We start from the raw sequence: 18,506 nt of genomic DNA, 5'->3' as shown, positions 1-18,506 counted from the left end.
TGCGCGCCCTGAAAGCGTGGAGCAGATCATCGACCAGTCGGTCGGCCGTGCACTGGACCTGTTCGGCCTCGACTGGAGCGCTGTGCGCCGCTGGGAAGGCCTGAAATGAGTTCTGGCCTGTGGGACTGGGCGCTTGCGGCCTACAAGCGCGAAGGCGTGCCCGAGGCCTGCCTCGCCCTTCAGGACTTCCACGAACAGAATGTCTGCCTGCTGTTGTGGGGCGCGTGGTGCGCCGAGACGGGTCGCCTGCCGGACGAGGAAACCCTCGAAGCTGCAGCTGACACCACCCGCGCATGGGAAACCACTACGGTGGCCCCTTTGCGGGCCATACGCCGCACCTTGAAGGCTCCTGTGCCCGATCTTGATATCGAAGCGCGCCTGTCGGTGCGCGAGCAGATCAAGGCGCTGGAACTGAAGGCCGAACGCCACCTGCTGAACCAGCTCGAAGAACTGGCTCCGGCCCCGTCGGGTAAAACCCGTCCGGCCCTTGACGGTATGGCCGATGCGGCCCGCCTGTGGACGCGTATCATTCCCCGTCCTGCGCTCAAGACATTGGCCGAACGGCTTTCAGCCTGACCCCGCCTCGGCTATAAGCCCGCAATGTGTGGGGAAGCGTTATGAACGATCACGATCCTATCCAGTCCGAAGAAGAAAAAGCCCTGCTGAAACAACTGGCAGAGTTGCAGCAAGAGCATGCCGATCTGGACGCCTCGATCGAGGCCCTCGGCCTGATGCCCGTTCCCGACCAGATGATGATCGCCCGCCTGAAGCGTAAAAAGCTGTCCCTGCGTGACGAGATCGTCAAAATCCAGGATCTGGTCCTGCCCGACATCATCGCCTGACATCATCGCCTCTCAGGCACAAAAAAGGCCCGCCAAAGCGGGCCTTTATGTCATTTGGCCTAGAGCGGCAGGACCGAGGTATCCTTGACCTCTTCCATCACCGCATAGGTGCGGGTCTCGCGCACCCCCGGCATGACCACCAGCGTATCGGCCAGGAAGGCGCGATAAGCCGCCATATCCTTCATGCGCACCTTGACCAGATAGTCAAAGCCGCCTGCCACCATGTGGCACTCCAGAACCTCCGGAGAGCGACGGATGCGGGCTGCAAACTGGTCAAAAATGTCCGAGGTCGTGCGGTCCAGCATTATCTCGACAAAAACCAGCAGTTCACGCTCGGCATATTTCGGATTGATCAGCGCCGTATAGCCCATGATCACACCGCGCTCGCGCAGACGGCGTACACGCTCGAAACACGACGAGGCCGACATATTGCATGCCGCCGCCAAGTCCTGGTTCGTGATACGGCCATCCTGCTGCAACACGCGCAATATACGGCGGTCTGCCTCGTCGAGCTTATAGTCGTTCGAGCTCATTTATACTCCCCCACAGAACGCAACTCTCATTTTGTGTCAGAGGGAAGCGGGACCGACAAGGCCCATCTACATTTGCAGTAATCTAAGACGATAGTGTGGGAACGACGCATCAGGTTCGGGCCCTGACACGCCGCCCCGCAAGATTATCGGCTAGAGGCCGTTTTTTGCTCTTCTACGAAGCCTTCCATTTCTGCGGTCATCGACGGGATCGTCGCCACCAGCAGACCGATCAGTTTGTCGTGGAAGGCACGGATATCGAAGTCATCACCGAGTTCGGTTTCCGCATAACGGCGCAAGCGCACAATCTCGATCTCGCCCAGCTTGTAGGCCAGCGCCTGACCCGGCCAGGTGATGTAGCGATCGATCTCGGTACGGATTTCGTGATCCGATAGAGCCGTGTTGTCGCTCAGGAAGGCAATCGCCTGCGCGCGCGTCCAGTCTTGTGAGTGCAGACCTGTGTCGATGACCAAACGGGCAGCACGCCACATCTCGTAGTTCAGACGACCGAAATCCTCATAGGCATCTTCATAGACGCCCATCTCGACACCCAGCTTCTCCGTATAGAGCCCCCAGCCTTCACCAAAGGCCGAGATATTGGCCTGCAGACGCCATTCGGGCAGTGCAGGCAGCTCTTTACGCATCTTGGAATGCCAAGCGTGCCCCGGATTGCATTCATGCACGGTCAGCGCAGGAATATTGTAACGGGGGCGCGATGGCAGGTCATAGGTGTTGAGCGAGCAATTACCGCGCCCTGCCGTATAGAAGGGCGCAATATTGGCCGGAACCGCAGAGACGCTGAAGGTATCGCGCGGCTGCAGTCCAAAGAACTGGCTCATCTTGCCGTCGACTTTTTTGACGACCCAAGCCCCGTGCCACAGCAAGTGTTCGGGCTTGTCATAAACGAACTGCGGGTCGGTCTTCAGGAAACGGGTGAACTCGTTAAACGTGCCGGTCCAACCGGTGCTGCGCATGACGGTTTCCATTTCCGCCCGAATGCGCGCGACTTCCGAGCGGCCGATCTGGTGGATCTCGTCCGGCGTCAGATTAATGCTCGTATATTGGCGGATCTGGCTTTGATAAAAGCCTTCTCCGTCCGGTAATCGATTGGCCCCCAGTGTGTCGCGGGCGGCCAGCAAATACTCGTCGCGATAGAAGGACAGCAGGGTCCGGTGCGCGGGCACAACCTGTTGTTCGATGACCTGCACCGCTTGGGCGCGCAGCCGCTGTTTTTCAGCGTCCGATATGCCGGTCATAGTCTCGAAAGGCGCGTAGAACGGATTTTTCAGGTTGTCCGTCGGGTCCGTCACTGCCGTGATCGAGACATCGCGTCCCGCCAGAGCCTCGCGCGGCTGGACAAAGCCTCGCGCAATGCCCGCACGCATATTGTCGATCTGCTGATCGAAATAGCGAGGCGTCTCGCGCAGTTGCGACAGATAACGCTCGTAATCGCTTACCGACGCAAAATTGCCATTAGCCATGCTGGCAATGCTGGACCAGAAGGAGCTGTCCGCATTGAACGGCATCTCGTACAGGCGGTAGCGGATATCATCGACGAAATTGTCGATCTGGTGCTTGTAAACGGCATAGTTGGTGCGTTCCTGCGGCGACAGATCCGCCGCTGAAATCGCGTTCAGGCGTTGCTGCACCTGTGTCCAATAGACCAGACGGCGGGCCTGTGTCGGGGCACTGACATCCGGCAATGTCGTGGCGCGTGCACCGCGCGAGGGCAGCTCCTTGCTGCGCCACGCCCATTCCTCGTCCGCAATGGCACGAAACTGTGCATCAAGCGCGGTGATCGGCGCAGCCACACCTGCGGCCGATGCGGATGATGTTTGTGCCTGAGCCCCTGCGGGGGCTCCCAGTCCTGCGCCTGTGACGATCAGGCCCACAGCCACAATCAGCGCACCGTGTGCGATCGCGTTTTTCATATTCGTTTCTCCCGAGCCGTCCGGCTCACAGCGCCTTTGACGGCGTAGAGACAAAAGAAGCCGCCCATTGATTGGGCGGCTTCCTCGGTTTGGCTTTAGAAGCGAGCGTTCACGCCCACATACATATAACGACCCAGGTTGTCGTAGATGCTGGCGTTAAACCCGTTGTAGAGCGAGGTACCCGTCCAGGTGAACGGGGTCTGCGGCGGGGCTTCGTCGGTGAAGTTGTTGATACCGCCAAAGACCGAGTAGTTGCCGAAGGTGTATTCCGCACGGATGTCATGCGTGGTCCACGACGGTGCCTTCCAGACCTCGTAGGTGCCTGGTGCATCCTGATTGGAACGCACCACGCTGCTCAGATAACGGTTCGAGTAGGACAGCGACAGGTTGTCATAGTCCCACGTCATGCGGAAGTTGACGCGGCGCTTGGGATTGGGCGCTTCGCCTGCTTGTTCGTCGCGCACGCTGGCATCGCCTGGAACCGGATCATAGGTCAGTTCGTCGAGGAAGCCCGCAGCCGCGCTGAAGGACAGCGAGCCGTAATCCGGCAGACCCAGCGAGGCCAGATCGGTGCGGTATGACGCGGTCACGTCCCAGCCCGAGCTGGTATATTCGGCCACGTTCATCACCTGATTGACGACGCGGGCGATGTTGCCATCCGGACCACGGGTGACATTGCCGCAGAACGGGTTGTCCAGCGTCGGGCTGTCCACGCAGTTGTCGATGATGGTGCGTGCGCCGAACGAGGCGATAACGTCGCTGATGGCGATGTCATAGTGGTCAACCGTGACCGCCAGACCCGGAATGAAGGACGGGGTCAGGACCACGCCCAGAGTCAGGGTTTCACCCTCTTCCGGCGACAGGTTTTCGTTACCCTTGCTGACCGAAGGCTTGGTGCTGACCGACTGGGTGAAGTTCGGGTCCAGACCCAGCGCCGCACAGTTCTTGGCACGGTTGGCCGGATATTTGCCGACGCTCAGGCGCGTTGCATCACACGGATCGGCAAAGTCGGCATAGCCTTCGCTACCGCCATTGAACAGTTCGCCAATGTTCGGCGCACGAACAGCCTTGGCATAGTTACCGCGGAAACGGATGTTGCGATCAACAGTCCATTCCAGACCCAGACCGAAGCTGCCGTCACCGCCCGTGGTGCTGTAGTCCTGATAGCGATAGGCACCGTTCAGGTTGACGTACTGGGCGAAGGGAACATCGGCCAGCAGCGGCAGGTTCACTTCGACGAAGACTTCCTTGGACTGGTACTCGCCCTCGGTGCGGGCCTGTACGTTCTGGAAGATCAGCCCCTGCTGCGAACGGATATCCGGCACCATCTGGCTGTATTCTTTACGCCATTCCACACCTGCCGCGAAGGCAACCGGCAGGGCCGTACCGCTGAACAGCGACGGGAAGCTGAACAGCTCGCCGTTGACGCTGGCCACCGCGTTCCACTGACGAATCACATCGTCACGAACGGTGTAGATGTAGGAGTAGTCCAGCGCTTCCTGCGAAGCCAGACCGGCACCGAACAGGTTCAGCGGCTGACAGCCATTGGCGCGTGCTGCCAGATCACGACAAACGATCTGGCCGTTCTCGGAGACGGCATCGATCGAGTCATAGAACTCTTTTTGCAGACGGTCGAAGTTCACGAACTGCGATTTCGTCTCGCCATAGTTCACATAGGCTTCGAAATTCCAGCCATTGTTGAACGAACCGTCAAAGCCGGTGACGAAGCGCAGGGTGTCGTATTCCGACGTGGTCGTACGGATACCGAAGTCGGTATCGATACGGCTGATGTCGAAATACTGGCGCTTCAGAGGATCTTTGTCATCAATCGGAAGAGCGCCGCCCGCCATCACCGCCCGCAACTCCGGCGATATGAAGGCGTTGTCGGCATAGATGCGATAGGCGTTACCCGTCGAACGGCCCGGAGACGTATCGGCAAACGTACCGTTACGCGCCTGGCTGCTGGCTTCCATGTGGAAGTATTTCGCTTCGGCAAACAGGTTCAGCGAGCTGAACACATTACCCGAGGTGTTGAACTGGTGACGCAGTTGCATCTCGCCGCCGAAACGCTCGACCGGCGTGCGCAGCATGTCGTCGCGCAGCTTGAAGCCGTCACCACCGATGGACAGCTTCTGTTCACGGCCTTGGCCGTCATACAGGATCTGGCCACGGTCAAACGTGGTCAACTTACCATCCGGCGTGAAGGTCAGGCTGAACGGTTTGGCCGCACCGACCTGCGTGACAATAACCGGCGTGAAGAAGTCGTTCTGGGTGTTGGTATAGACATCGCGCGCCATGATGAACGACGGCAGGCCGTCATTGGCGCTCTTCTTGTCCGGGTTCGGGATTTCCGCCAGCGAGCTCATGGCATAGTCGCGCTCGTGGCGCAGCATGCCTTCGGACTTGTCATAGGTGAACGCGCCCATGATGTTGGTGCGGTCATCATTGAAGTTGCGGCCCATAGCGACCGAACCGTAATAGGTCTGCGGACCATCTGCCGAACCGTACTGGGTCTGGAAGGTGATACCGTCAAAGTCCTGCTTGGTGATAAAGTTCACCACACCGGCCACGGCGTCCGCGCCGTAAACTGCCGACGAACCACCCGTTACCGTATCAACGCGGGCAATCGTGGTTTTGGAAACGGTGTTGATGTCCACGGCGCTGGTACCGGCTGCACCGGCAACGTGGCGGCGGCCATTGACCAGAACCAGAGTACGGCTGGAACCCAGATTACGCAGGTTCAGCGTGGCCAGACCCTGACCGTTCACCGAGTTGGTGGTGCTGGAAGCCGACGAGCCCAGACCGGCCGATGGCTGGCGTGCCATGACGTCAATCAGGTTGGTGCTGCCGATAGCCTCGATCTCGCCAGCGTCAACAACGGCCACAGGCGTTGCGGCCTCGATATTCGGACGGCGGATGCGCGAGCCGGTGACGACGATGTCACTGACAGCGCTGACTTCTTCCTGTTCGGCAACGTCCTGCGCGGTTGCCACGGGGGCAAACGCCAGTGTCGCAACGCCGGCCAGGATCGTCCCGGCCTTGAGGTAAGTGGAGCGTCTCATTTCGTCATCCCCTAGCTATGACTTCCCTTGCGGGCACAGACCTGCAATCGCCTTCCCTCAAAGGCGTCGCAGGAATTAGATTTTGCTATGTCCGGACGGCGTTTCATTCACCGCCCGGCCTTGTCAGTCTTTGGTCGTCAGTTGAGTGTCATGGTTGAACCGCTTCGCCGCGTGCGGTCTTTTGCGCGTCAACCATGGCTTTCACATCGGCCAGCAAGGCCTCGGCGTCGTAAGCAACGCCACGCGTGATGGTCCATTTGACCCCACCCACCTTTTCGATGCGGTTGTCGGGGCTAAGGCGCTCGTGGCCGGTGCCATAAAGCGTCTTGAAGTTGGCCAGCGGATTTTCCGGCACGATCACCAGATCGGCACTCATGCCGATACGGACCACACCGAAATCGGCAGGCTTGCCGGACGGCTCGGCCAGAACCGAAGCCCCGTCCATGGTGGCCGCGCGTACGACCTCCAACGGATGGAAGCCCGCCTCTTGCAACAGCTCCATCTCTTCGATGTAGCCAAAGCCGAACAGTTTCCAGATGAAACCGGAATCCGAACCAATGGTCACACGGCCACCGGCGCGTTTGTAGTCGTTCACCAGACGCATGAAGCGGTCATAGAACCGGCGCCATGACACCTCGTTCTGGGTCGTCCAGTCGAAGAAATAGCTGCCGTGGTTGTCGCGGGTCGACTGGAAATAATCGTTCAGCGTCAGCAGCGTATAGATGTCGTGCCACGGCGCATTGCGGGCGCGCATCAGATCGCGCGAAGCCGCATAGATGGTCATGGTCGGATCAAAGGCGACGCCGGTCTCGACCTGCTTCTTCAGATACTCGTCCCAGCCGGGCATGCCGACATCAATCTGGTGCCAGATTTCAGCGGCCTCTCCAAAACGTTTCTGTTCGTCGAGGAAGTTGTAATCGACCGGATAGTTCTGGACTTCGCGGCCCGCCAGCAGCGATTCAAAATGGCCATAGAAGTGGGTGATGGTACCCAGACCGGCCTCGGCCAGTTGCTCGGCGTTCAGTTGTGCCACACCCGGTTGGGCGATGTGTGCCACCGTGCCCATGCCCAGCTTGTTGGCTTCGTCGATAGCCGCCAGAACCGTTTCGGGTGTCTCGTCGCCCCGAATAAAGAACTTGATGCCGTCGATGCCGTTGGCAGCACCCCAGCGCACCCATTCGCGCGCCTTGGCGGCATCATGGATACGACCACGGTTCCAGCCGGACCCCATGGTCTGATAGTTATAGATACGCGGGGCCACGATCTCGCCGCGCGCCGAACGGTCACGCTCCGAACGGGCAATGGCATGCGGGGCCAGACTGACGCCGCGCACCGTCGTCACGCCATGGGCCAGCCACAGCTTGTAGGCATATTCCATGTCCGGCGCCTTGCCCGGACCGCCCGCGTGGACGTGGGCATCCACAAAGCCGGGCATCACATACATGCCGCGCGCGTCGATCTCGTGGGCCGCACCATGCGGAGGACGGTTCAGGCGCTCGGCCATACCGGGCCAGCCAGCCTGTACAATATCGGTGATGCGATCATTTTCGATCACGATATCGACCGGCCCCGTCGGCGGTGCGCCGGTGCCGTCAATCAAGGTCGCACCACGGATGACCATCAGCGGATAGGGGCCAAAGCCCTCGCCTGCACGACGTGCCGGTGCCGGATTATAGGTCTGGCGCGCCGCCGGTGCATCACTGCCCTGATGCGCCAATGCGACCTGCCCACCGGAAAGGGATGCCGCAGCCACGATCACCGCAGCGCACACCCCCGTCCAAAATCCCGCTCCCACACGCCGGCCAATAATCGCCGCCATCCGCTTCCCCCTTACGCAGACCCAGCTCTCGGGAACACCTCTCGCTCCCTCAAGCCAGAACAATGTTCCTAGATTAAATCGGTAGCATCGGTTCGGCGGTAAGGGCTTCGGATATTACACCCGTTACTGAATATAATTCAGCGCTATGTCGCATTGCCCTGTCATCCGTCCAAAAATCATTTTTACACCCACTGGCACAATATTTTTCACGTTAAACAAAGAGATGAACAAAAAAGCCCCCGTTTTTGACCTGTGAAGCCCCTCAAGAAAGAAGGTTTTCGCACACTTAAAAGACGAACTCCCAAGTACAGGAGGTAACGATTATTCGGTCTAAAGGCTCAAGATCGAATATTTTCATCAATGTAAGGCGGCGCGCGCTTTGTGACTGTGGGCCAGCAGGGATCATGGACACTCTCGGTGCCCTGCTTCCGATATGGTTTTCAGCTTAGCGTCGGGAAGGTTTTTCGGCCTTGCGCAGCCACATGGCGGTATCCGCCTCGGCCAGCCAGACTTCGGGATCGGTCTGTGCCGATAAGGGCCGCACACCGATCGAGGCCGACAGACCGTGGTGCCGTCCCTGCCATTCAAAGCCCTGACTATGCAGTTGCTCTTGAAGACGTCCGGCCTTGGCCTTTCCGTCTTCATAGCTGGCATTCATCATCACCACGGCAAACTCGTCACCACCAAGACGGCCCACCGCATCGGATTCGCGCGTCTGCTGGTTTAGAATCCCCACCACGGCCCGCAAGGCCTCGTCACCCGCAGCATGGCCGTAATGGTCGTTCAGCGGCTTGAAATTATCGAGGTCCATATACAGCAAGACCGCCGACTGCTGGTGGCGATGGCAATATGCCATCTGGCGGGTCAGCACATTCACAAAACCACGGCGGTTCAATGCCGGTGTCAGGACATCGTGGTCAGCCAGCGCCTCGGCCCGTTCCGCCCTTTGACGCAGAGCCTCCATATCGAAACGCAGGCGCTCGATTTCAGCCACGAGGGCCACAGGGTCTTGATCTTCAGTCCGGCTCAAATCGAAGCTCCGGCACCGTAAAACGGGCGAGTCGCGGGCAATTCAGTCCCATCAGAGTAGCGCGGTCGGTTGCGGACGCAACGCGCCTGCTATAAGCGGCCACTTTACTGTTTGGGGAGCCAAAGCCATGACCGCCTCCACGCCGCCTGTTGCCATTATTATGGGCAGCCGTTCCGACTGGCCGACGATGAAGTTCGCCGCCGATAAGCTGGACCAGCTCGGTGTCGCCTGGGAAGCCAAGGTCGTCAGCGCCCACCGCACCCCGCAACGCCTGTTCGACTTTGCCACCACGGCCAAGGCCAAGGGCTATAAGGTTGTGATCGCAGGGGCTGGCGGTGCCGCCCATCTGCCGGGCATGGCTGCCTCGATGACCGACCTGCCTGTGCTGGGTGTTCCGGTACAATCCAAGGCGCTGAAAGGCATGGACAGCCTTCTGTCCATCGTCCAGATGCCCGGCGGTGTGCCTGTCGCGACTCTGGCCATTGGCGAGGCCGGTGCCACCAATGCCGGTATTCTGGCCGCACAGATTCTGGCCCTGTCGGACGAAGCCCTTGCCGGTCGCCTTTCGGCCTTCCGCGCCGCCCAGACCGAATCCGTACTCGAAACCGTCGAGGACTAAAGCGTTATGACTGCCTCCCTCCCCTCTGCCTTGGCCCCCGGATCAAGCATAGGCATCCTCGGCGGTGGACAGTTGGGCCGCATGCTGGCCGAGGCCGCATCGACACTGGGTTTCGATGTCGTGATCCTCGAGCCGCAGAAAAACTGCCCCGCCTCGCGCGTCGCCGCCCGCCATATTCTAGCGGCCTATGATGACGAGGCGGGCCTCAAGGCGCTGGCGGCAGCCTGCGATGTCGTGACCACCGAGTTCGAGAACGTGCCCGCCTCTGTGGTTGCGATTCTCGAAGCCGAAGGTGTGCGCGTGGCTCCCAATGGTCGCGCCCTCGCCGTGGCGCAGGACCGTGTTGACGAGAAAACCTATCTGAACAGCGTCGGTGCCACGACGGTCGAGTTCCGCAAGGTCGATGACCTGAACGATCTGAACGCCGCCATCGAGGCCCTTGGCCTGCCTGCCCTGCTGAAAACCCGCCGCGAAGGCTATGACGGCAAGGGGCAGGTCTGGATCAGGCATGCAAACGAGGCCGCTAAAGCGCTGGACACTCTGGGGGGCCGTGCCGCCATCCTTGAAGCCAGGGCCAGCTTTAGCCGCGAACTGTCGGTGATTGCCGCACGCGGCACCGATGGCGCGGTTGCCGTCTATCCTCTGGGCCAGAACATCCACGAGAACGGCATCCTGCGTACCACGATCGCGCCTGCCGATAATGTGGATGCCGATACGCAAAACCACGCCGTGGCCATTGCCACCAACATTCTGAACGGCCTCGACTATGTGGGCGTGATCGGTGTCGAACTGTTCGATCTGGGCGATCACCTGCTGGTCAACGAGATCGCGCCGCGCGTGCACAATACCGGCCACTGGACGCAGGACGGTTGTGGCTGCGACCAGTTTGAACAGCATATCCGCGCCATTGCCGGATGGCCGCTGGGTTCAACCAAGGCCCATGCCAAGGTCGAGATGACCAATCTGCTGGGCGACGAGATCAATGACTGGCCCGTACTGGCTGCCAATCTGTCAAACCACCTGCATTTCTACGGCAAGCACGAAGCCCGTGCAGGCCGCAAAATGGCCCATGTCAATAAGGTGCTGGAAGACCTCTAATAGAAAGGGCCGCTGTTTCAGCGGCCCTTTCTTTATTCAGCTTTTGGCCCCGTAACGCAGGCGGCCCAGAAAATCGGTGATGCTGCGCATCGGCGCATCGAAATCCTTGCCCGCCTTCCACTTTTCAAAAGCCATAACGTTCTCGATCCGCTTGGCCACAAAGCGGTCGGCCGCGTCCTTGCCCTCGAACAGACGAATGGTCAGGGCCGGAGCCAGAATCCCGCCAAGGATGGTGCGTTTCGAATAGTGGTTCTGGTCGGTGGCCGTATCCCCGGCCCAGCGCCAGATCGTATCGGCACTTTCCCACATCAGACCGATTCCCAGATCGGCATTAAAGGGTAGTGCTAAAAATCCCGCACATTTACGTGACGCCTCAAGGTCGGCCGCCGCCGCTTCCAGACGTGCCGAAACACCCGCCGCGATTCGCTCGCGAATCTTCAGCGTGTGAGCCGGTGTCGCCTCCAGCGCCTCTAGTGCAGCCGCATCATGACGCCGCGACAGCAGGGCCGCCAGATCACGCGCACCATGCGGAAACAGAAGCTCTTGATCTCCAAGGGAAAAACCCTCCGCTTCACAGGCAGAACGCACCAGATGGTTATTCCAGCCCAGCCGTTCAGCACGCAAAATAGCGGCACTCAGGACAGCCTGTTCCGTGCGTTCGGCCCAATCAGAAGACTGTTCCTTGCCATTTGATGCGGCTTGCGGCGGCTCGGTCTGGTGCGGTGTCTCGGTCATAGGTTTATAATAGCCGCATAATGATTGGGTTTCGACCCATCACGATTGATACCTCTGGCTGGACAGATGACCAAAGATCATGTATCCCGCCGCCTTCATCCGGAGGGGTTCAGCCTTCTGGAGAGGTTTTTGTTTTGTCTGCCCGTCTTCCCTTCATCAGGACGCGGCGGGCGGCCAAAGGAGAGAGAACCCTGGTTCAGATTTTCGTTCGCGACAACAATGTCGATCAGGCCCTGAAGGCCCTGAAGAAAAAAATGCAACGTGAAGGCAGCTTCCGCGAAATGAAGCGTCACGTGCACTTTGAAAAGCCGTCGGAAAAGCGCGCCCGTCAAAAGGCAGAAGCTGTCCGTCGCGCTCGCAAGCTGGCTCGCAAGCGTGCCCAGCGCGAAGGCCTGCTGCCGGCTCCGAAGCCGCGCGGCCGCTAATACAGCGACGCCTTTTCATTAAGGCAAAAGAACCCGCCCCGCGATTTCGCAGGGCGGGTTTTCTTTTGCCCGCTTGCTGAGTTCGTTCCCTCAACACGTCAGCACACAAACGAAAAAGGCGGGCCACAAGAGCCCGCCTTTTGTTGTTCGTGTCCAGTCACCCCTAGCTGTGACGCATGGCCCCGAGGAAGGACTTCCACGACAGTTTGGCATCCGACATGGCACCCGCGCGGAAGGCCCGCGCTGACAGCCACATCATCAGCCCTGCAAAGGCAAACATCACGATGATGCTGAGGATCACCTCGATCAGTGGCGGCTGGCTGGGCGCACGCGCCGACATGATGAAGGGCGTGAACGGCGGGATGAAACTCAACACCTTGAGGATCACCGCATCCGGATTACGCACCGCCATCTGCATAAACAGCAGCGGCACCACCAGCGCCATCATGACCGGCCCCATCAGGGTCTGTGCATCACGCGGCGTCTCGCAGAAGGCCCCGATGGCGGCAAACAGCACCGCATACATCAGATAGCCGCCCACCAGATAAAGCAGCAGATACAGCCACAGTCCGTTGGTCAGCATCACCGCGCCGATATCACGCGCCACATCCGGCAAGGTCGCGGCTAGTCCTACGGCACTGATAATGCCCCAGCCCCCCATGACCGTCAGCGTCAGGATGGCCACGCCCAGCACCTTGCCCACCAGCAGTTCGGTAGCCGTGACAGACGACAACAGGACTTCGAGGATCTTGTTGGATTTCTCCTCCATCACCCCGTTCATCAGCATGCTGGCACCGGTGATAATCAGCGACCACATGATGAAGCCACAGATCACGCCAATGATGGACGGCAGGCGGTCACGCAGACCGACCTCGCCACCCGATGCCGCACGCGGCGACAGCAGGGTGATATCGGGACGATAGTTCTCGACCTGCGCCACCACAGCCGTATCGATACCGCTGGCCTCGAAGGCCTTCTGGCGGTTCACATCGCGCAGAGCATCACGGATCAGGCCTTCCATGTCGTTATTACCGGCACGGCGCGACCAGATACGGGCCGCAGGACCGCTGTCCTTGCTGGACAGGATGATAATGGCCGACAGGTCCTGTCCACCTTCGCCCCTGTCCTTTTGGACCCATTCACGGGCCTTGGCATCCATGGCCTCGCCCGCAGCCGCGGACGTAAGCTCGGCAGGCGCTTCAACTTCGATCTTGTCACGACGCGGGGCCTTGAAAGACGCCCCCGCGCGAGGTGCCACCTGCTTCAGCGCTGCAAGACCGGCATCATAGCCGCCCTCGTCCACGGCCTTGCGCACGGTATCGCGGCCGGTAATGCCTGCCTCACCCACAGCAGCAATGCTGAGCGACGACAGAACCGAGCGGTTATAGTCTTTCTCCAACGCCTCGCGCACAGCGTTAGCCAGACCCGACGATGCCGCGGGAGCGGCTTCCTCGACCAGAATATAGTTCTGAACCGGCTCTGCGCGTTTCAGCAAGGTCGGCATAAACCCGCCCAGCACGGCAAAGAACGGCAAGCTGAGCAAGGACAGCCAGAAACCGACCGTCTTCACATAGGCCATCACTTCACGATGGGCGATCAACATGGCGCGGTTCATTGCGCGGCCTCCTCAATCTGGGTGCCGGTGGCCTTGTGCCGCTGGTCATCGTCAGGATGATCGCCGGTCAGGGCGATAAAGGCATCGTGCAGGGTCGGTTCGCGCAACTGGAAGCGACGCACATCAAGGTCCGACACAAAGGCCGCCCGTAATGTGTGCTGGGCCTCGGCCCCCGCGGCCAGTGCCGCTTTCAGGGTCACGATGCCGTCGATGTTCGACAGGGTTTCCACTGTCCCCACCCCCGGCAGCGCCGCGACGGCATTCACGTCCAGAGCGCCTTCGATTTCCAGATAGCGGGCCGATGTGGCGCGCGCCTCGGCCACCGTGCCTTCAAAGGCTTTCTGGCCACGCGCCAGCAGCACCACCTTGTCGCACAAACGCTCGGCATGCTGCATGACGTGGGTCGAGAACAGGACCGTCGCGCCATTGGTCGCCAGTGAGCGGATCATCGCCTCCAGTCCCTGCTGGTTCATCGGGTCCAGACCCGAGAACGGTTCGTCCAGAATGACAAACTCCGGCTGATGCACCACCGACGCGATCAACTGGACCTTCTGGGCCATGCCCTTGGACAGGTCCTTCATCTTCTTTTTGTGGGTGTCGCCCAGTCCCATCTGCTCCAGCATGTCGCGGGCGCGCTTGCGCCCCTCGACAGCAGGAAGGCCTTTCAGCGAGCCGAGATAAGAGATCGCCTCGACAGGGGTCATCTTTTTATAGAGACCGCGCTCTTCGGGCAAAAAACCGATCTGGTCGCGGACCTTGCGGCCATCATCGGCACCCAGAATGCTGATTTGTCCCGACGAGACACCCTGAAGGCCAAGGATCATTCGGATGGTCGAGGTTTTACCCGCACCATTGGGGCCGAGGAAACCACAGATGGTTCCGCGCTCGACCTCAAAGCTTAGGTTTCTAACGGCTTGAAAACTACCGTAGTTTTTACTGACGTCCGTCAGTTTCAGCACAGCAGCCATTTGCCCTCCAACGCTGGTTCAGCATTGAGGCTAGCAGTCGCTACCTCTTGCGTCAGGATGGCCAACATTAAATGGCTGTAATCTGTTCGGCCCTGACAGCATTGAGGCCCGCCAACATCGCTGACGGGCCTCCTTGCTGCGTCGATCCGGCGCAGTCTGTTATCGATCAGAAGGCAAGGCTGACGCGGACACCGCCCATATGGCTGGTGAAATCACTGCCAAAGCGGCCGCGATAGCCGACTTCGACATTCATCCGCTCGCCGATCTTGCCCTCCAGACCAACCGCTGCCAGCCCTTGCGAGCCGTATGGCAGGTCAACCTGCTGGGCCAGAACCTTGGCCGTATTGCCGACAAGGCCCGTGCTGGCATCGTCGCTGCCATCGCTCAGGGCATCACGCCAGCCACCCTCGGCATAGAAACCGAAGCGTTCGGCACGATGCTCGACACGCACCGTCACCTCGCCCGTCACGGCATCCAGCTTGCGCTCCTGATAGTGATAGTCCGCAGCGCCGCCATTCTCGAAGAAATCATCCACTGTGGTGCTGACCCAGGCCACAGCCACACGCGGCGAGATCGCCAGACGGCCCGGCTGGAACCACAGACCGCCCTGCGCGCGCGCCCCCATCGAGGTGCCCCGCGTCGAGGAAGTATGCACCAGCGGAGCCAGAGCCGTCAGACGCTCGACATCGTTATAGTCATCCTGCGCGGCCCCTGCGGCAAAGTTCACAAAAGCCTTATCGGAGCGCCACCCGCCATAGGCGTCGATGCTGAAGCTATCGAGATCGGCCTTGACCGGACCTGCGTCGATTTCCGATTTGCGGGCCGCACCGGCCAGACCGAAACGCAGGGTCTCGTTGCCCGTTTCCAGTGCCAGACGCAGACCATAGCCGTCGGTCTTGGTTTCATCGATCGCGCCACGCGCATCCACCTTGGTGGAATCCGCCAGTGCCGACAGGCTCAGGCGCGTGCCCTCGCCCCAACCGTCGCGAGTGGACAGGGTACGGGTCGCCAGATCCAGATCATCCTCGCGATGACGCCATGCCGTCTCGCCCAGTACCGCCATGCGCGAACCGGCTTCGCCATAATAGATGTAGTCGTTGACCAGCGCCGCCAGCAGCGAGTGTCCCTTTTGCGTCGGGTGAACCCCGTCGAAATAGAAATAGCTGTCAGGGTTGGAACAGACCGTCACGCCGTTAAAGCAGGCCTGCGTGGCATTGGTGATCCCGAAGGCTTCGGGATTGGCCGCCATGGCGTCGCTGCCGCTCAGCAGGTCCACATAGATAATGTTGGTGCCGGTGTTCTGGCTTGCCACAGGCTTGAGCCCGTTCAACAGCGCCGAGTTGAACGTGGTGACGGCATAGTCCGCCAGCGGAGCCGCAGGCGTGCCCCTGAACTGGGGTGTGGTGCTAAGGCGCGGTAGGCTGATGACCGCAATCGTTCCGGCCCCTGCCCCAGCAACAGAGCCAACCAGTCCGCTAATATCGGCCGCTGCGGCATTGGAAACCGTGGCTATGGAGCTTGTCGGATTAGTGGAACCACCCGCAGCAGGCAGGCCCTGGAAGATGTTGTTGGCCCCGCCCAGCACGGTCACCAGATCATCGGCCCCGAACTTTCCGCCGCGTGACAGATACTGGCCCAGTTGCACCTTCATCCCCGGCGGCATGGCCTGCGCGTCGGTTCGTGCGCCCCCAAAGGCCATGTTGATGCTGCCGGTTACAGGCCCCATAAAGTTGGCGGCGTTAAATCCCAGTTGTTCGGTAAACACCCGCCCGCTGGAAAAACGACCCTGCCAATAGGGCGGCGAAGCGGGCTGTGTGCCGCTGGTGGCCATATACAGATTGCCGTTGTCGGACAGGCTGTCACCAAAGACGACAAGACGGTTATAGGTTTGGGCCTCGGCCCCCGTCGCACAGACGCCCAGTGCCAGAGCTGCAACCGCAGCTCCGCTCAACAATACCTTCATATCTTCCTCCCGACAGCCCTCGCGAGATCGGGGCCGTTTGGCAGAGGATGCGCCGCATACTGACGATTGCAATACACCGGTACGCAAAAAGGGCCGGAACTCTCGTTTCCGGCCCTTTCCAGCGTTTTTAATGCAACATGCGGAACTTCACGGTTCCGGGGATTTGCTTCAGCGCCTTGACGGCTTCGCGGTCATAATCGCGATCCACATCAATGATGACATAGCCGGTCCGCTCGTCGGTTTTCAGGTGCTGGCCCAGAATGTTCAGGCCCGCTTCGGACAAGGCGCGGTTCAGCTCGGCCAGAACGCCGGGCTGGTTTTTGTGGATGTGCAGCAGGCGGTGGGCGCGGCTGACTTCGGACAACTGCACATTGGGCAGGTTCACACAGAAGGTCGTATCGCCACGGTTCAGATAGTTGAGCAGGCGCTCGGCGGCGAACTCGGCAATGGCTTCCTGTGCCTCTTCGGTCGAGCCGCCGACGTGCGGGGTCAAGATCACCTTGTCCAGACCGATCAGCGGGCTGTCGAACGGGTCGGAGTTGGTACGCGGCTCCTCGGGGAACACGTCCACGGCCGCGCCGCCCAACTGGCCCGATTTCAGCGCATCGGCCAGAGCCTCGACATCGACGATGTGGCCGCGTGCAAGGTTCAGGAACAGGGCCCCGTGCTTCATCTTGGCGAACTGGTCGCGACCAAAGATGTTGGCATTGTCCTTGCGGCCATCGACATGCAACGTCACCACATCGGACTCGGCCAGCAGGTCGTCCAGCTTGCGGACACGACGCGCATTGCCCAGTGCCAGTCGCTCGCTCAGATCATAGAATAGCACGCGCATGCCAAGGTTTTCGGCCAGCACCGACAACTGGCTGCCGATCGCGCCATAGCCGATAATGCCCAGCGTCTTGCCGCGTACTTCGCGTGATCCCGTGGCGGACTTGTTCCAGATCCCCTGATGCATCTGGCGCGACTTGTCGGCCACGTCTCGCATCATCACAATCATCATGCCAAGCGCCAGTTCGACCACCGACCGAGTGTTCGAGAACGGCGCGTTGAACACCGCCACGCCCTTGTCGGCACAGGCCTCAAGGTCAATCTGGTTGGTGCCGATACAGAAGGCAGCCACCGCCATCAGACGGTCGGCATGTTCCAAAACACGCTTGGAGACGGTGGATTTGGAGCGGATACCCAGAACATGAACGCCCTTGATCGCTTCGATCAGGTCGTCTTCATCCAGTGCGCCTTTCAGCGTCTCGACGCTGTAGCCGGCCTCTTCCAGACGCTCGACCGCTGCCGGATGGATGTTCTCCAGCAGCAGCATTTTGATGCGGTTGCGCGGATAGGACCAGCGGCCCGAAACGCCCTCGGCAAACAAAAGCTCGTCCATGCTGGACGACACAGCATCGGCGACCTCGACGACCTTGGGACGGGCCACAATCTCGGTAAAGGCATAGAAACGGTCGGCTGCGCCCGACAGCTTGACCTCGGCATCGTTCCAGCCGTCGCCGACGATGACGATCGGACGTTGCAGATTCAGGCTATTGATAACAGTCGGCTTGCCATTTTCACGGGCCAGCGGATTGGCCTCGTTCACGCCGGTGACGCGGCCATCGTCATCATAAACCAGCTCATTGGCCAGCACATGATCCGGCGCGATCCCCAGACGTGCGGCCAGCGGCGCGATCACCTCGGTAAAACCACCCGACAGAATATAGATGCGGTCGGCATTGCGTTCGAAGAAGTCGACGTTGCGACGCACCGAGATGGTGGCCTCGTCCAGAATACGGTCGGCCAGTGTCTCGACATGCTCGCGGCGCAGTCCCAGCAGCGCCAGACGCTGTTGCAATGCCTCGCCGAAACCGAGATGGCCGT

Annotated in this window: 15 protein-coding genes and 2 pseudogenes; 6 read left to right on the top strand and 11 right to left on the bottom strand. The window is 60.2% G+C overall.

All coding sequences use genetic code 11. The features are described 5' to 3' along the window. The 3 genes and pseudogenes from RSB01_RS09585 to RSB01_RS09575 all read left to right on the top strand — a co-directional run. Nucleotides 1-109 (top strand): annotated as a pseudogene (locus RSB01_RS09585) (3-octaprenyl-4-hydroxybenzoate carboxy-lyase); the annotation flags it as partial. Then, nucleotides 106-576 carry a TIGR02444 family protein gene (locus tag RSB01_RS09580; RefSeq protein ID WP_332591912.1) on the top strand — a complete coding sequence of 157 codons (471 nt, stop codon included), beginning with the start codon at nt 106-108 and terminating at the stop codon, nt 574-576. The pseudogene RSB01_RS09585 and the gene RSB01_RS09580, both read left to right, overlap by 4 nt. Before the next feature lie 41 nt (nt 577-617). Further along, nucleotides 618-842: a DUF465 domain-containing protein gene (locus RSB01_RS09575; protein WP_332591911.1), complete on the top strand. Its 225-nt coding sequence runs from the start codon at nt 618-620 to the stop codon at nt 840-842. 59 nt (nt 843-901) lie between these two features. Here RSB01_RS09575 and RSB01_RS09570 read toward each other — a convergent pair whose 3' ends face one another. The 5 genes from RSB01_RS09570 to RSB01_RS09550 all read right to left on the bottom strand — a co-directional run bounded on the left by RSB01_RS09570 (nt 902) and on the right by RSB01_RS09550 (nt 9,214). Beyond that, nucleotides 902-1,375 (bottom strand): Lrp/AsnC ligand binding domain-containing protein, encoded by a 474-nt coding sequence (locus RSB01_RS09570; protein ID WP_332625371.1) that lies wholly within the window; start codon nt 1,373-1,375, stop codon nt 902-904. A gap of 143 nt (nt 1,376-1,518) precedes the next feature. Beyond that, entirely contained in the window at nt 1,519-3,303 is a 1,785-nt protein-coding gene (locus RSB01_RS09565) for a DUF885 family protein (protein WP_332625370.1), read from the bottom strand. Between the two features lie 95 nt (nt 3,304-3,398). Further along, nucleotides 3,399-6,365, bottom strand: a complete 2,967-nt coding sequence (locus RSB01_RS09560; protein WP_332625369.1) for a TonB-dependent receptor — start codon at nt 6,363-6,365, stop codon at nt 3,399-3,401. 148 nt (nt 6,366-6,513) lie between these two features. Next, nucleotides 6,514-8,184, bottom strand: coding sequence for an amidohydrolase family protein (locus tag RSB01_RS09555; RefSeq protein WP_332592103.1), 1,671 nt, complete (start codon nt 8,182-8,184; stop codon nt 6,514-6,516). Nucleotides 8,185-8,629: 445 nt separating this feature from the next. After that, nucleotides 8,630-9,214: a GGDEF domain-containing protein gene (locus tag RSB01_RS09550; RefSeq protein WP_332619783.1), complete on the bottom strand. Its 585-nt coding sequence runs from the start codon at nt 9,212-9,214 to the stop codon at nt 8,630-8,632. 127 nt (nt 9,215-9,341) lie between these two features. Between RSB01_RS09550 and purE the strand changes: the two genes are divergently transcribed. Together purE and RSB01_RS09540 are read left to right on the top strand one after the other, a co-directional pair. Then, nucleotides 9,342-9,833 (top strand): 5-(carboxyamino)imidazole ribonucleotide mutase, encoded by a 492-nt coding sequence (purE, locus tag RSB01_RS09545; protein WP_167176788.1) that lies wholly within the window; start codon nt 9,342-9,344, stop codon nt 9,831-9,833. A gap of 6 nt (nt 9,834-9,839) precedes the next feature. Next, nucleotides 9,840-10,931, top strand: a complete 1,092-nt coding sequence (locus RSB01_RS09540; protein WP_332592115.1) for a 5-(carboxyamino)imidazole ribonucleotide synthase — start codon at nt 9,840-9,842, stop codon at nt 10,929-10,931. Between the two features lie 36 nt (nt 10,932-10,967). Here RSB01_RS09540 and RSB01_RS09535 read toward each other — a convergent pair whose 3' ends face one another. Next, entirely contained in the window at nt 10,968-11,666 is a 699-nt protein-coding gene (locus RSB01_RS09535; RefSeq protein ID WP_332592116.1) for a COQ9 family protein, read from the bottom strand. Between the two features lie 191 nt (nt 11,667-11,857). On the opposite strand from RSB01_RS09535, the gene rpsU reads away from it, so the two are divergent. Next, a complete protein-coding gene (gene rpsU, locus RSB01_RS09530; protein WP_167177709.1) occupies nt 11,858-12,091 on the top strand; it encodes a 30S ribosomal protein S21 in 234 nt (77 codons plus the stop codon). 163 nt (nt 12,092-12,254) lie between these two features. On the opposite strand, the gene RSB01_RS09525 is transcribed toward rpsU, so the two are convergent. The 5 genes and pseudogenes from RSB01_RS09525 to RSB01_RS09505 all read right to left on the bottom strand — a co-directional run. Continuing rightward, a complete protein-coding gene (locus tag RSB01_RS09525; RefSeq protein WP_332592150.1) occupies nt 12,255-13,706 on the bottom strand; it encodes an ABC transporter permease in 1,452 nt (483 codons plus the stop codon). Then, nucleotides 13,703-14,674: an ATP-binding cassette domain-containing protein gene (locus RSB01_RS09520; protein ID WP_332619787.1), complete on the bottom strand. Its 972-nt coding sequence runs from the start codon at nt 14,672-14,674 to the stop codon at nt 13,703-13,705. Before RSB01_RS09520 ends, RSB01_RS09525 begins: the two co-directional genes overlap by 4 nt. A 166-nt stretch (nt 14,675-14,840) precedes the next feature. Then, the gene (locus RSB01_RS09515) at nt 14,841-16,637 is read right to left on the bottom strand and encodes an autotransporter domain-containing protein (RefSeq protein WP_332625368.1); all 1,797 of its coding nucleotides are present in this window, start codon (nt 16,635-16,637) and stop codon (nt 14,841-14,843) included. A gap of 127 nt (nt 16,638-16,764) precedes the next feature. Beyond that, nucleotides 16,765-18,021, bottom strand: coding sequence for a phosphoglycerate dehydrogenase (gene serA / locus RSB01_RS09510; protein WP_332619917.1), 1,257 nt, complete (start codon nt 18,019-18,021; stop codon nt 16,765-16,767). 159 nt (nt 18,022-18,180) lie between these two features. Next, nucleotides 18,181-18,480 (bottom strand): annotated as a pseudogene (locus tag RSB01_RS09505) (haloacid dehalogenase-like hydrolase); the annotation flags it as partial. Nucleotides 18,481-18,506 lie beyond the last annotated feature (26 nt).

Source organism: Brevundimonas sp. (assembly GCF_036659295.1).
Taxonomy (GTDB): domain Bacteria; phylum Pseudomonadota; class Alphaproteobacteria; order Caulobacterales; family Caulobacteraceae; genus Brevundimonas.
The sequence above is the reverse complement of the archived record's forward strand: the minus strand, read 5'-3'. Positions and strand labels throughout refer to the sequence as shown.